Consider the following 12,346-nt stretch of genomic DNA (forward strand, 5'->3'; position numbering starts at 1 on the left):
ATCCCATGGCAACCATCAGCAAGCTCCTCATCGCAAACCGTGGTGAGATCGCGTCCCGCATCATCCGCACTGCCCGCAACCTGGACATTGCCTGCGTCGCGGTCTACTCGGACGCCGATGCCAATGCGCCGTGGGTGCACGAGGCGGACGAAGCGGTCCATCTTCCGGGTACCGCGCCCGCTGACACCTACCTGCGCTCGGACCTGGTCCTTGCCGCGGCGAAGGTGACCGGCGCTGACGCGATCCACCCGGGCTACGGCTTCCTCTCGGAGAACGCCGACTTCGCCCGCGAGTGCACGAAGGCCGGCGTCATCTTCGTCGGCCCGCCGCCCGAGGCGATCGACAGCATGGGGTCGAAGATCGAGGCGAAGAAGATCATGGCCGCGGCCGGCGTTCCCGTGCTGCCGCAGGTCACCATCTCCGACGACGCCACCATCGATGGCGATGCCCTGGCTGCCCAGGTGAGCTCGGAGATCGGCTACCCCGTGCTCGTCAAGGCGGCGTACGGCGGCGGTGGGCGCGGCATGCGGATCGTCAACGAGGTGGACGGCCTGCTGGAGGCAGTCGAAGGTGCTCGTCGCGAAGCCGTGACGTCGTTCGGCAACGGCACCATCTTCCTGGAGCGCTTCCTGGACTCCCCGCGCCACATCGAGGTGCAGATCTTCGCCGACACCCAGGGCAACGTGATCCACCTGTTCGAGCGGGAGTGCTCGATCCAGCGTCGCTACCAGAAGGTCATCGAGGAGTCGCCGTCACCGGTCGTCGACGAGGCACTGCGTGAGGAGCTCGGCACCGCCGCCATCGCGGCAGGCAAGGCGATCGGCTACGTCGGCGCCGGCACCGCCGAGTTCGTGATGGGATCCGACGGCAAGTTCTACTTCCTCGAGGTCAACACCCGCCTGCAGGTCGAGCACCCAGTCACCGAGATGGTCACGGGTCTCGACCTGGTCCGCCTGCAGCTGCTGGTCGCGGAGGGCAAACCGTTGCCCGAGGAGGCGCTGAACGCCACGGTCACCGGCCACGCCATCGAGGTCCGTCTCTATGCCGAGGACGTTGCCGCAGGCTTCCTGCCGTCCATCGGCACGGTCCATGGCTTCTCTGTCCCGGAGCTGCCCGGCATCCGCGTGGACGCCGGTGTCGTCGACGGCTCCGTCGTCAGCACTCACTATGACGCGATGCTCGCCAAGGTCATCGCCTACGGCCCCACCCGCGACGACGCCCGACGTACCCTCGCCCGGGCGTTGGCCGACAGTCGGCTCCACGGCGTCGTCACGAACCGCGAGCTGCTGGTCGGAATCCTCCGTGAGCCCGAGTTCGCGGCCGGCACCATCGACACCGGCTACCTCGGGCGACACGACCCGATGACGCTCGCGCAGTCCTGGCGGGCTCCCGAGACGGTCACCGTGCACGCGATTGCGGCGGCCCTGGCCGACCAGGCCTCGCGTCGCGAGGAGGCGAAGGTCCTCGAGCAGGTGCCGACCGGGTGGCGCAACGTGCCCAGCGGCTTCCAGGAGGCGGTCTACGGCTTCGACGGCGACGAGTACGACGTGCGTTACCGCTACGTTCGCGGGGCGATCGAGGTCAACGTCAACGACGAGCCACAGCCCGGGATCACCGTGCTCAGCGCGTCGCCGGAACTGGTGGACCTCACCGTCGGCGGCGTACGCCGTACCTGCACCGTCAGGCGCGTGGACGAGACTGCCTTCGTCGACAGCGTGCTCGGCGCCACCACCCTGACGGAGACGCCACGGTTCCCGGAGCCCGGCTCGCAGAGTGCTCCCGGATCCTTGCTGGCGCCAATGCCCGGCACCGTCGTACGCCTGGCGGTGGAGGCCGGCGCCCAGGTCGCCGCTGGAGCGACGATCGTGGTGCTCGAGGCGATGAAGATGGAGCACAGCGTCTCCGCCCCGATCGACGGGATCGTGACCGGGATCAGCGTGGAGGTCGGCCAGCAGGTTGACCTGGGCACGGTCCTGGCCGTCGTCGAGGAGGAGGACGCATCGTGACGTCCCAGACCGTGGAGGCACCGGTCACCTATGAGGTGCGCAACGGCGTCGCCTGGCTCACGATGAACAGGCCGGAGGCGCGCAACGCGTTGAACAAGGCGTTGCGTGAGGGACTGTTCGAGGCGGTGCGCCGGTTCAACGAGGACGACGACGCCAAGGTGCTCGTCCTCACCGGAGCTGGCGAGAAGGCGTTCTGCGCCGGTGGCGACCTGAAGGAGATGGCCGACACCTCGCTGAGGGTGCCGCCGGTCGACTTCGTGCCGCAGTTCGGCCGCAACATCGAGGTCGTCAAGCCCACCATCGCGGCGGTCAACGGAGTCGCGATGGCCGGCGGCTTCCTGCTCGCCCAGACCTGTGACCTCGTGGTCGCCGCCGAGCATGCCCGCTTCGCGGTCAGCGAGGTCAAGGTGGGCCGCGGTGCCCCCTGGGCGGCGCCCCTGTCCTGGCTGATCCCGCCCCGGGTCGCCATGGAGATCCTGGTGACCGGGGATCCGATCGATGCGCGTCGAGCGCTCGAGGTGGGCCTGGTCAACCGCGTCGTGCCCGCCGAGGAGCTGGTCGCCGAGACCCAGCGTCTCGCCGAGAGCATCGCGGCCAACGCGCCGCTCTCCGTGCGGGCGGCGAAGCGAACGGTTCGTCTGGTTGCCGACCTTCCCCTGCCGGCGGCGTACGACGAGGCGGAGCGCATCTGGGAGCCGGTCTACCTGAGTCATGACGCGCAGGAGGGCCCGGCAGCCTTCCGCGACAAGCGGAAACCACACTGGGAGGGACGATGACCGACGTGACACTCGCCGACATGGTGAACGACCTGGCGGCCGAGACCGAGGATCTGAGGGAGCTGGTGCTCGGCCTCAGCGCCTCCGAGTGGGAGCTCCCCACACCCGCGGCCGGTTGGTCGGTCCGTGACCAGGTGAGCCACCTGGCGTTCTTCGACGAGGCCGCGGTCCTTGCGATCACCGAGCCCGAGCGCTTCCGGCTCGACGCCAAGTCACTGCTCAGCCTGGGACCCGACTTCCCGGACCGGGTGGCCGAACGCTTCCGTGCCACGCCCGTCGCCGACCTCGCGGAATGGTTCCGCGACTCTCGCGAGGCGTTGCTGACGGTGCTGGGTCAGTCCGAGGGGCGCACTCGAGTCCCGTGGTACGGCCCGGACATGAGCGTGATGAGCAGCGCCACCGCACGCCTGATGGAGACCTGGGCCCACGGGCGCGACATCGCCGACACGTTCGGGGTGGAGCAGGCACCCACTGCCCGTCTCAAGCACGTCGCACACCTGGGCGTCCGCACCCGGGGCTTCAGCTTCGCCCTGCGCGAGCGGCCGGTGCCCACCGCCGAGGTCCACGTCGACCTCGAGGCCCCGGACGGGGGGAGGTGGACCTGGGGAGAGCCCTCGGCCACCGAGTGCGTCACCGGACCGGCTCTCGACTTCTGCCTGGTCGTCACCCAGCGCCGACACGTCGCCGACACCGACCTGAAGGTGCGTGGTCGGGTCGCGACGGAGTGGCTGTCCATCGCCCAGGCCTTCGCAGGGGCGCCCGGCCCGGGCCGCGCCCGCGCCCTTCTCGCCAGGGAGGTCTCATGACCAGCCGCCGACCGGTCCGCATCGCGAACTGCTCCGGCTTCTACGGCGACCGTGTCGACGCGGCGTGGGAGGTGCTCGAGGGAGGGGACGTCGACGTCCTCACCGGCGACTACCTCGCCGAGCTGACCATGCTCATCTTGTGGAAGGCGCGTCAGAAGGATCCGTCGACCGGCTACGCGAAGACCTTCCTGACCCAGATGGAGCGGGTGATGGGCACCTGTCTCGATCGCGGGATCCGGGTGGTCAGCAACGCCGGCGGGTTGAATCCGCAAGGACTGACCGACCGGCTCCAGGAGCTCGCCGGCACCCTCGGCCTCTCGCCGCGCATCGCCTGGATCGAGGGCGACGACCTGACCGATCGGCTGCCCGAGCTGACCGCGGCAGGACATCCCCTGACCCACCTCGACACCGGCCAGGCCCTGGCCGACTCGGAAGCGAAGGCGGTGACCGCGAACGCCTACCTGGGCGCCTGGGGCATCGTCGACGCCCTCGCGGCGGATGCCGACATCGTGGTCTGCCCGCGCGTCACCGATGCGTCCCTCGTGGTCGGGCCGGCGGCCTGGTGGCACGGCTGGGACCGAACCGACTACGACGCCTTGGCCGGTGCGGTGGCCGCGGGCCACGTCATCGAGTGCGGACCACAGGCCACCGGGGGCAACTACTCGCGCCTCCCGAAGGTCCTCGACAGGCGTCGGCCGGGCTTCCCGATCGCGGAGATCGCCGACGACGGGCGGGTCGTGATCACCAAGCAGGAGGGTTCGGGCGGGCAGGTCTCTCCCGGCACCGTCACCGCGCAGCTCCTCTACGAGATCCAGTCACCGGCCTACGCGAACCCCGACGTGGTCGCCCACTTCGACACGATCGAGCTGGAGCAGGAGGGGCCCGATCGGGTGGCGATCTCCGGCGCCACGGGAAGTCCTCCCTCCGACGAGCTGAAGGTGGCGATCAACCAGCTCGGCGGCTACCGGAACACGATGACCCTGGTTCTCACCGGCCTCGACATCGAGCAGAAGGCCGACTGGGCGAAGGCGCAGCTCTTCGACGTGCTCGGCGGCGAGGACGGCTTCGACGAGGTCGACGTACGGCTGCTGCGCTTCGACCGACCGGATGCGGAGACCAACGAGCAGGCCACGGCCCATCTGCGGGTCACCGTGAAGTCGTCCGACAAGGCCAAGGTCGGTCGACGGTTCGCGAACGCGACCATGGAGCTGGCAGTGGGCGGGTACGCCGGCTTCCACACCACCACGCCACCGACCGACGCCAGCGCCTTCGGCGTCTACTGGCCGGCGCTGGTGCCGGCAGACGTCGTGACCCACCGGGTGGTGCTCCCGGACGGGACGGCCCGCGTGGTGCCGCACGGACCCATCGGTCCGGCAGCGGCACCCGCGGCCGAGCCGGCTGTCGTGGCCTTCCCCGGCGCCACCGAGCGCCTCCCCCTCGGACGGGTGTGCAGCGCGCGCTCGGGAGACAAGGGCGGCAACGCGAACGTCGGGGTCTGGGCTGACGACGAGCGCGGGTTCGAGTGGCTGCACGGCTACCTCACCGTCGATCGGTTCAAGGCACTGGTGCCTGAGGCGGCCGACCTGGAGATCCGGCGCTGGGCACTGCCCCGGCTCCACGCGTTGAACTTCGTCGTGGTCGGTCTCCTCGGCAGCGGGGTGGCAGCGACCGCGCGGCCCGATCCGCAGGCGAAGGGCCTGGGGGAGTATCTGCGATCGCGGTACGTCGACGTACCGGTGACGCTCGTGCGCGCACAGGAGGAGCACTGATGAACACCCAGATCCTGGTCACCGACGACGGCCCGGTGCGCACGCTCACCATGTCGGGCCCGTCGCGTCTCAACTCGATCGCCGCGTCGACGGCGGAGGACCTCTGTGACGCGGTCGTGGCGGCCGAGCGCGACGATCACGTCCATGCCCTGGTGCTGACCGGGGAGGGGGAGCACTTCTCCTCGGGTGGCGACGCCGAGGGCGTGCTCGAGGCCGGTGTTCGCGAGGACGACGACGCGATGATCCGCTTCATGCGTTCCTACCAGCGGGCCGCGTTGGCGATCTGGAACAGCCCGTTGCCGGTGGTCGCAAGCGTCGCGGGGATCGCCTACGGAGGCGCCTTCAACCTGGCCCTCTCCTGCGATCTCCTGGTGTGCGCGGAGAACGCCCGCTTCTGCCAGGTGTTCCTGCGCCGAGGCGTGGTCCCCGACTTCGGCGGCGCCTACCTGCTGCCGCGCCTGGTGGGCATGCAGCGCGCGAAGGAGCTGATGATGCTGGCCGACGAGATCGATGCCGGTACGGCGCAGCGCCTCGGCCTGGTGAACTTCGTGGTCGAGAGCGCGGACGAGTCGTTGTCGACCGCGACGGGTCTCGCCCATCGTCTCGCGGCCCAGTCGCGGATGGCCATGTCGATGACCAAGCGACTCCTCAATGCGAGTTCCGGTGGAACCCTTCAGTCGTCCCTCGAGCTCGAGGCGCTGAGCCAGGCCTCGGTGTTGGGCTCCAACTCAGCACGGATGTCCTTCGAGCACTTCCGGGAGCGGTGAGCTCGGCAGGCTGAGCTCTCGCTCAGACCTCTGCCGCCAGCAGGCGACGTCCGATGAGGCGCAGCTCCTCGGCGAGCGCCGGGCGGCTGCGCAGGTGTTCGGTGCGGATCGCGTCGTTCACGACGGTGAGGACGGCGTGGACGAGGTGCCGGGCCCGCGCCGCATCGAGATCCGGGCGTGCACCGGTGAGCAGGCGCACCCACTCAGCCACGTAGTCGTGCTGCGCCCGGCGCACGTCGTGACGGGGACGGTCCGGCAGGTTGGTGACTTCTGAGACCAGGATGCCGACGAGGTCGTGGTGAGTCAGCGCGAAGTCGACGTAGGCATCCATCGCGTTGTCCAGGCCTTCGATGGGCGTGGATGCGGCGGCCAGGGCACGGGTCAGCCCCAGCTGCAGGGGCTCCGAGGCGCGCGAGATCACGGCGGAGAGCAGGTCTGACTTGCTGGGAAAGTACTTGTAGACCGCCGTGCTCGTGACCTGCACCGTGGCGCCGATGTCCTCCATGGTCACCGCCTGATAACCGCGATCGTGGAACAGGGAGGTCGCCGCGGCGAGGATGGCCTCGCGACGAGAGTGCGGTGCCAGTCCGGACCCCCGCGCCGTCGCGACCTCGGACGTGGCTGAAGGTTCCATCGGTGTGGTGAGCACGACCATCGCAGCGCGCTGGATCAGGTCGGTGGTCGCGGACTCCGACAGCGGCGTCCGGTGGTAGGAGACACTGGTCAGCACGGCCAGTGCGCAGAAGGACAACAGGTCCGCGTCCCCGGCGCTCAACTCGGGACGACGTGCTCGCACCTCGGCCGCGAAACGGGCATGGAACCGGAAGAAGCGCTTGCGCAGCTCCTCGAGGCGGCCGGCGTCGAGGTGCCGGGTCTCCCGGCTCCAGAGGACGCCGAGGTCAGGGCGGACACTGGCGGTGGCGGCGAGTTCGTGGACCATCGTCTCCAGGTCCATGGGCTGGTCTCCGGAGACGAACTCGAGGGAGCGGTCGAAGACGTCCCCCAGTGCTTCGGCGAGGAGGTCCTGCTTGCCGCCGAAGTGCCGGTAGAGCGCCCCCGCGGTGATGCCCACGGCCTGGGCGATCTGTCCGGTGCTCACGTTGGCATAGCCGTGCCGATGGAACAGGTCGGCGGCAGCCCGGATGATCTGCTGCTTGCGGTCCCGGGGCCGATGCATCCGTGTGCTCGACGGTGCAGTGCTCACGACGCTCCCTTGGCAGACGTGGTTATTCCGCATTTACTTTTATGCCTCTGTGGTGTTTCCTGAGGGTACCGGATGCCCGTCATGAGGGTTCCTGGCATTTACTTGTGACGTACGGAGGCCCCCAGTGAACTGCATCGATGAACTCGCCCCTCGGTTGACGCTGCCGCTCGTCGCTGCACCCATGACGGGTGTGTCGGGACCCGACCTGGTCGCAGCGGCGTGCCGCAACGGCGTGATCGGGTCGTTCCCGACGCACAACGCCGGAGACGTCCGGGAGCTCGATGCGTGGCTCACCCACCTCGACACGGAACTCGCGGACGGGCCGGCGGCGCCGGTCGCCCCGAACCTCGTGGTGCACCGTACCAACGCTCGGCTCCAGGACGACGTGGCCTGCATCGTCGACCACGGCATCGAGCTGGTGATCACGAGCGTCGGCTCCCCGGTCCCGGTCGTGGAGCCGCTGCATGCGGCCGGCTGCCGGGTGTTCGCCGATGTGGCCACGCTGGCGCAGGCCCGCAAGTCGGCCGATGCCGGAGTCGACGGCCTGGTCCTGCTGGCCGCCGGTGCCGGCGGCCAGACCGGGGCGGCGAATCCGTTCGCCTACGTCCGCGCGGTCCGCTCCTTCTTCGACGGTGCGATCGTGATGGCCGGGGGAGTCTCGGACGGCGCCTCGCTGCTGGCGGCGCGGGTCCTCGGCGCCGACCTCGCCTACATGGGCACGTCGTTCATCGCCACCGAGGAGAGCCTCGCCTCGCCCGGCTACAAGCAGGCGTTGATCGACGCCACGATGGACGACGTCAGGCTCAGCGACCAGGTCGGCGGCCTGCCGGCAAGCCTGCTGGCCCAGTGGCTCGACGAGCGTGACGCCGGTCCCGTCGCCTCGGGTGACTTCCAGCAGGATCGGCTCGTCGGGAACCAGATCATGTGGAGCGCCGGTCACGGCGTCACTGCTGTCGATGAGGTGCTCTCGGTCGACGAGCTCGTGCGGCGGGTCCGCAAGCAGTACGACGAGGCCCGGGGCAACCTCGGTTCGCTCGCCGTTGGCTGATCTGCTGCTCACAGGACCTCGATGCTGGCGATCTTCCACACGCCGTCCTCGCGTTGCACGCCGAGCTCGAGGTGGGCCGCTCCCGAGGTGCTGCGCCCGTCTGCGGTCGAGGCAGACTGGTCGGCGAGCACGAGCACGCGTCCGTGACTCTCGCTGAGCTCGAGGACGCCGATGCTGTGCGGGCTGGTGGTCAGGGTGACCCCGTTCTTCCTGGCCTGGACCAGGAATGGGCCGTAGAGCTTGTCGTACTGCGTGACCGCGTCGCCGATCAGGCTCGCCCTGGCGGCCCGGCGCGTGGCCGGCACCCGGCCGGCGTCGACGGAGAAGACCTGGGGCACGATCTGCTGTGTGTCACGGAGGACTGTCTCGGTGGCTTGCTGGTCGACGAAGGCCAGGTTCTCCGATGACCGTGTGTCGTCACCGTCGTCGTGGACGGCCAGGCCGACGGCGAGGCAGCAGGCCACGACAAGCAGTGCTGTGACGAGGCCCAGTGCGCGCGGGGAGTCGGGGGTCCGGAGTCTCATGACTTGCCTCCCAGGTCCTGCATCGCGGCCATCTTCCAGCCGTCGGAGCCGCGCTCGACCAGGCAGAGGAACTCCCGCACCTTGCTCGACGCCTTGCCGCCCTTGTTCCGCGAGGTGATGGTGACCAGGGCGACGACTCGGGCTTCTCCGGCGTCCGGGTCGAACGAGGACAGGGCTGCGCGGTCCACGGTGCCCTCCGAGACGGTCTTGGAACGGGTCAGGTCACGGGTGACCGCCTTGCGCCCCTGGCCGACCATGGCGTGCAGCTTTCCCGCGGAGAGGTCGTCCCACCGGTCAATCAGCTCGTCGAGGTGCCGGTAGTCGATCGTGTGGAAGGCGACGAGCCCATCGGTGGCGGCGCGCACTGCGGCTTCGCGACTCGACGACTCCCGGCTGGCGGCGGACGGATCCGTGCCGTGGGTCTCTCGCCAGCCCAGCCAACCGCATGCCAGCAGGGCCACGACCAGGAGCGCGGACAGCACTGCCCCGGCAGTACGCCGGACCGTGGGGCCGGAGAGGCCGAGATCTGCGGCCGGCGTGACCTCAGTGGGGGGTGGGTCGTTGGAGAGGTTGTCTGTGGAATCGGGCGGGGCATTCATCTGGGTCCTCGTCTCGAAGAGTGCGGCCGGGACGTCGTGGCCCGGCCAATAGGTTGCGCCATAAAGTAATCGGGAAGTAACCGGTGGCGCCTCATGCGGCGGTGCAATATTCGGCCTCGGCGGCGAACATTTGCCCTGTTTGCGCCGTTGACAGTATGACGCGAGTCACGCAGACTGTAAACAGAAAGTAAATGCTGCGTAACCAACCAGATGCGGAGGGCGAGTCCGATGGCACCCACAACGGACAATTCCCCTCCGATGCAGCACGAGGAGATCGATGCCCGGCGGCTGCGGCTCTCCGAGACGATTCGTTCCATCCTCGACGTGTCGCACCTGCCTCCCGGGTCGCCCGACGCCGAGATCCTGGAGAAGAAGGCTCGACACTGGAGTGGGCCCGAGGCAGCATCGGCCTCGCTCGGTGAACTCGCGGCCGAAGTGGACGAGATGGCCGACGCCGTGTCCCGCCTCGTGACTCAGCCGCTGCTGGCGGCGCGCAGGATCAATGTCGCGTTGGAGCGCCTGCAGAGCGCGCGATCGGTTGACGAGGTGCTGCGGTCCGCGCCCTCCGAGTTGGCGTGGGGTGGCGACTTCGACCGCGTGCTCGTGTCCCGGGTCGAGGAGTCCTCATGGATCCCGGTCGCCTGGTACGCCGCCGATGGCCAGAGTCAACAGAACCAGCAGATGGCGGACCTGCTGCGCGACAATCGGATCGGGCTGGCCAGCGGCATGGTCGAGGCCGAGGCGTTGCGTCGCAAGGCGCCGGCGCTGGTGCGGAGCACCGCGACCAGGTCACGCTCCGTGGCCCCGTTCGGGGAGGTCGGCGGCAGCGCCGAATATGTCGTCGCCCCGATCATGACCGGAGACCGCGTGTTCGGCCTCATGCACGTCGACACGGATGCCTCGGGGAGGTCGATCGTCGACAGTGACGTCACCGGGGTAGGGGCGTTCGCGAGTGGGCTGGGCCTGATCCTCGAGCGCCTGGCCCTGGTCGACAAGCTGCGGGCACAGCGTGAGCGCATCCAGAAGGCGCTGGCCGCCGCGAACGACGAGGTCGATGAGCTGACCCGAGCGCCGGTCACCCTGTCAGTGCCCGTAGCCCGTGGCAGTGAGCCGCCTGAGGTGCTCGATTCACCGGCTCGCATCGAGGACCGGTTCACCGCCCGGGAGCGCGAGGTGTTCGCGCTGCTCATCGGCGGCTCGACCAACGCCCAGATCGCGGATCGGCTCACCGTCTCGGAGACGACCGTGAAGTCCCACGTGAAACACATCCTGCGCAAGATGCGGGCCACGAATCGTGCGCAGGCCATTGCCCAGTACCTCGCGTCAGGAGAGCGCCGATGATTCCCGCGGATAGGTCACGCGCCGTCAGCTTCGCCCTTCCTCGACGTACGTCCAACTCGCGGCGCGACCGCGAGCTCAGGCTCAGGGCGGCGACGCTGACCGCAGCCCTGGCCGAATCGCTGCACGGGCAGACCGACACCCTGATCGCCGCGCCGGGGGAGCCGTGCTCGCCACAGAGGCTCTCGTTCATGGCCCGATTCTGTGCCGAGCGTGCTCGACTGACCGAGCCCGGCGACGAATACCTGGCGCGGAGCCTCTACCTCCTTGCCCTCGACCTTCACCAGCTCGTCCTGGAGATCCAGCAGGAGGAGCTGGTGTCGAGCACCCGACGGCTGGAGGCCTGTGGCGACGGGCTCGCCCGCCTCCGCAACATGCCGACTGCGAGTGACATGCTCGCGTCGGCCTGTGAGGAGGTCGTCACCCGTTGTGACTTCGGGCGAGTCGTGCTCTCACGGGTCGAGCGAGGGGAGTGGCTGCCGAGCACGGCCCACTTCACCGAGTCCGACGCGTCGTGGTTCTCCGAGTGGGTGGGGCAGGGCATCCAGCTCCGTGGGGACACCCCGGAGGCACGTTTGCTGACGGAGCGACGTCCTGCCGCGGTCTATGACACGGGCAGCACCCCGGTTCACCGCCAGATCATCGTGGAGTCGGGACAGTCCACCTCCTACGTCGCCGCGCCGTTGATGGCAGCCGGCACGGTCGTGGGATTCCTGCATGCCGACCACTTCCCCTCCGACCGGCAGGTCGACGAGGTCGATCGCGACGTCCTGTGGGCGTTCGCCGAGGGGCTCACCCGCATCCATGAGCGCGTGGTGCTGATGGAGCGGGTCCAGGGGCAGCGCGCGAAGGTGGAGTCCGTGCTCCGCACGGCTCTTGACGGCATGGGCTCGAGTCCGGGCACCGACCTGCTGGGCGCCGGCGGTCGGCTCCCCGTCAGTCCCGAAGTGCTCGCGGACCTGACCACCCGCGAGATCGAGGTGCTGCACCTCATCGTCGAAGGCGCAAGCAACCGCGGCATCGGCTCGCGCCTGGTCATCACCGAGGACACCGTGAAGTCCCACGTCAAGCAGATCCTGCGCAAGCTCGGCGTCTCCAACCGGGCCCAGGCGATTGCCTGTGTCGCGGGCACGACCGTCGCCTGATCCTCCCTCTTCGAGTCAGGCATCTCCTCCTCCGGAGCGATGTGCCTCACACCACACTTCCCCGACGCTGAGTGTGAGGCAGCGAAAGGGACGGACATGACCAAGCACATCCTTCGGAACGGCCCCCGGTGGGGACTCACCAACGTCAGACCGCGCCGTCAGTCCGTCGAACGTGCGGCGGCGCTCACGGTCCTCGGTGTGGTCTCGGCAGCCTGGACGGCCAGCCTGATCGGTGTGGGTGCCGGCGCCGGCGTGAGCGCGGCGCCGGGCTCGGAGCCGTCCGCGGCCACCGTGGACGACCAGCTGGTCGCGGCCAGGACCATCGAGGACCCGGCGAACTACACCCGGCCCGAGACGACGGGCC

General features: G+C 69.3%; 12 protein-coding genes. 9 read left to right on the top strand and 3 right to left on the bottom strand.

The features are described 5' to 3' along the window. Positions 1–5 precede the first annotated feature (5 nt). From NJ4_RS04145 to NJ4_RS04165, 5 genes are read left to right on the top strand one after another with little or no spacing between them, the layout of a single operon-like run. The gene (locus tag NJ4_RS04145) at positions 6–2,006 is read left to right on the top strand and encodes an ATP-binding protein (protein WP_067430611.1); all 2,001 of its coding nucleotides are present in this window, start codon (positions 6–8) and stop codon (positions 2,004–2,006) included. Beyond that, positions 2,003–2,782, top strand: coding sequence for an enoyl-CoA hydratase/isomerase family protein (locus tag NJ4_RS04150; RefSeq protein ID WP_245644443.1), 780 nt, complete (start codon positions 2,003–2,005; stop codon positions 2,780–2,782). The genes NJ4_RS04145 and NJ4_RS04150 overlap by 4 nt, the downstream gene beginning before the upstream one ends. Then, positions 2,779–3,588, top strand: a complete 810-nt coding sequence (locus tag NJ4_RS04155) for a TIGR03084 family metal-binding protein (protein ID WP_067430614.1) — start codon at positions 2,779–2,781, stop codon at positions 3,586–3,588. The genes NJ4_RS04150 and NJ4_RS04155 overlap by 4 nt, the downstream gene beginning before the upstream one ends. Beyond that, positions 3,585–5,357 carry an acyclic terpene utilization AtuA family protein gene (locus NJ4_RS04160; protein ID WP_067430617.1) on the top strand — a complete coding sequence of 591 codons (1,773 nt, stop codon included), beginning with the start codon at positions 3,585–3,587 and terminating at the stop codon, positions 5,355–5,357. Before NJ4_RS04155 ends, NJ4_RS04160 begins: the two co-directional genes overlap by 4 nt. Beyond that, positions 5,357–6,124 carry an enoyl-CoA hydratase/isomerase family protein gene (locus tag NJ4_RS04165; RefSeq protein ID WP_067430620.1) on the top strand — a complete coding sequence of 256 codons (768 nt, stop codon included), beginning with the start codon at positions 5,357–5,359 and terminating at the stop codon, positions 6,122–6,124. The genes NJ4_RS04160 and NJ4_RS04165 overlap by 1 nt, the downstream gene beginning before the upstream one ends. A 22-nt stretch (positions 6,125–6,146) precedes the next feature. Here NJ4_RS04165 and NJ4_RS04170 read toward each other — a convergent pair whose 3' ends face one another. After that, positions 6,147–7,328, bottom strand: coding sequence for a TetR/AcrR family transcriptional regulator (locus NJ4_RS04170; RefSeq protein ID WP_245644444.1), 1,182 nt, complete (start codon positions 7,326–7,328; stop codon positions 6,147–6,149). Between the two features lie 124 nt (positions 7,329–7,452). On the opposite strand from NJ4_RS04170, the gene NJ4_RS04175 reads away from it, so the two are divergent. After that, entirely contained in the window at positions 7,453–8,376 is a 924-nt protein-coding gene (locus tag NJ4_RS04175) for an NAD(P)H-dependent flavin oxidoreductase (protein WP_067430626.1), read from the top strand. Between the two features lie 8 nt (positions 8,377–8,384). On the opposite strand, the gene NJ4_RS04180 is transcribed toward NJ4_RS04175, so the two are convergent. Then, positions 8,385–8,900 (bottom strand): hypothetical protein, encoded by a 516-nt coding sequence (locus NJ4_RS04180; RefSeq protein WP_067430629.1) that lies wholly within the window; start codon positions 8,898–8,900, stop codon positions 8,385–8,387. Beyond that, positions 8,897–9,499 carry a hypothetical protein gene (locus NJ4_RS04185; RefSeq protein ID WP_067430633.1) on the bottom strand — a complete coding sequence of 201 codons (603 nt, stop codon included), beginning with the start codon at positions 9,497–9,499 and terminating at the stop codon, positions 8,897–8,899. The genes NJ4_RS04180 and NJ4_RS04185 overlap by 4 nt, the downstream gene beginning before the upstream one ends. A 258-nt stretch (positions 9,500–9,757) precedes the next feature. On the opposite strand from NJ4_RS04185, the gene NJ4_RS04190 reads away from it, so the two are divergent. From NJ4_RS04190 to NJ4_RS04200, 3 genes are all read left to right on the top strand, one after another. Then, positions 9,758–10,840, top strand: a complete 1,083-nt coding sequence (locus NJ4_RS04190) for a helix-turn-helix transcriptional regulator (protein ID WP_067430636.1) — start codon at positions 9,758–9,760, stop codon at positions 10,838–10,840. Continuing rightward, a complete protein-coding gene (locus NJ4_RS26490; RefSeq protein WP_067430639.1) occupies positions 10,837–11,982 on the top strand; it encodes a LuxR C-terminal-related transcriptional regulator in 1,146 nt (381 codons plus the stop codon). Before NJ4_RS04190 ends, NJ4_RS26490 begins: the two co-directional genes overlap by 4 nt. 96 nt (positions 11,983–12,078) lie before the next feature. Continuing rightward, a partial coding sequence (locus NJ4_RS04200) for a hypothetical protein (RefSeq protein ID WP_217996743.1) occupies positions 12,079–12,346 on the top strand: 268 nt, incomplete at its 3' end.

Origin of the sequence: Nocardioides jensenii JCM 1364 = NBRC 14755 (genome assembly GCF_001552535.1) — a bacterium.
In the GTDB taxonomy this organism is placed as follows: Bacteria; Actinomycetota; Actinomycetes; order Propionibacteriales; family Nocardioidaceae; genus Nocardioides; species Nocardioides jensenii.

Bases quoted from the DNA above. Each gene is read 5' to 3' on its own strand.
- NJ4_RS04145 (WP_067430611.1), top strand. From the start codon at position 6: ATGGCAACCATCAGCAAGCTCCTCATCGCAAACCGTGGTGAGATCGCG.
- NJ4_RS04155 (WP_067430614.1), top strand. From the start codon at position 2,779: ATGACCGACGTGACACTCGCCGACATGGTGAACGACCTGGCGGCCGAG.
- NJ4_RS04160 (WP_067430617.1), top strand. From the start codon at position 3,585: ATGACCAGCCGCCGACCGGTCCGCATCGCGAACTGCTCCGGCTTCTAC.
- NJ4_RS04165 (WP_067430620.1), top strand. From the start codon at position 5,357: ATGAACACCCAGATCCTGGTCACCGACGACGGCCCGGTGCGCACGCTC.
- NJ4_RS04180 (WP_067430629.1), bottom strand. From the start codon at position 8,900: ATGAGACTCCGGACCCCCGACTCCCCGCGCGCACTGGGCCTCGTCACA.
- NJ4_RS04185 (WP_067430633.1), bottom strand. From the start codon at position 9,499: ATGAATGCCCCGCCCGATTCCACAGACAACCTCTCCAACGACCCACCC.
- NJ4_RS04190 (WP_067430636.1), top strand. From the start codon at position 9,758: ATGCAGCACGAGGAGATCGATGCCCGGCGGCTGCGGCTCTCCGAGACG.
- NJ4_RS26490 (WP_067430639.1), top strand. From the start codon at position 10,837: ATGATTCCCGCGGATAGGTCACGCGCCGTCAGCTTCGCCCTTCCTCGA.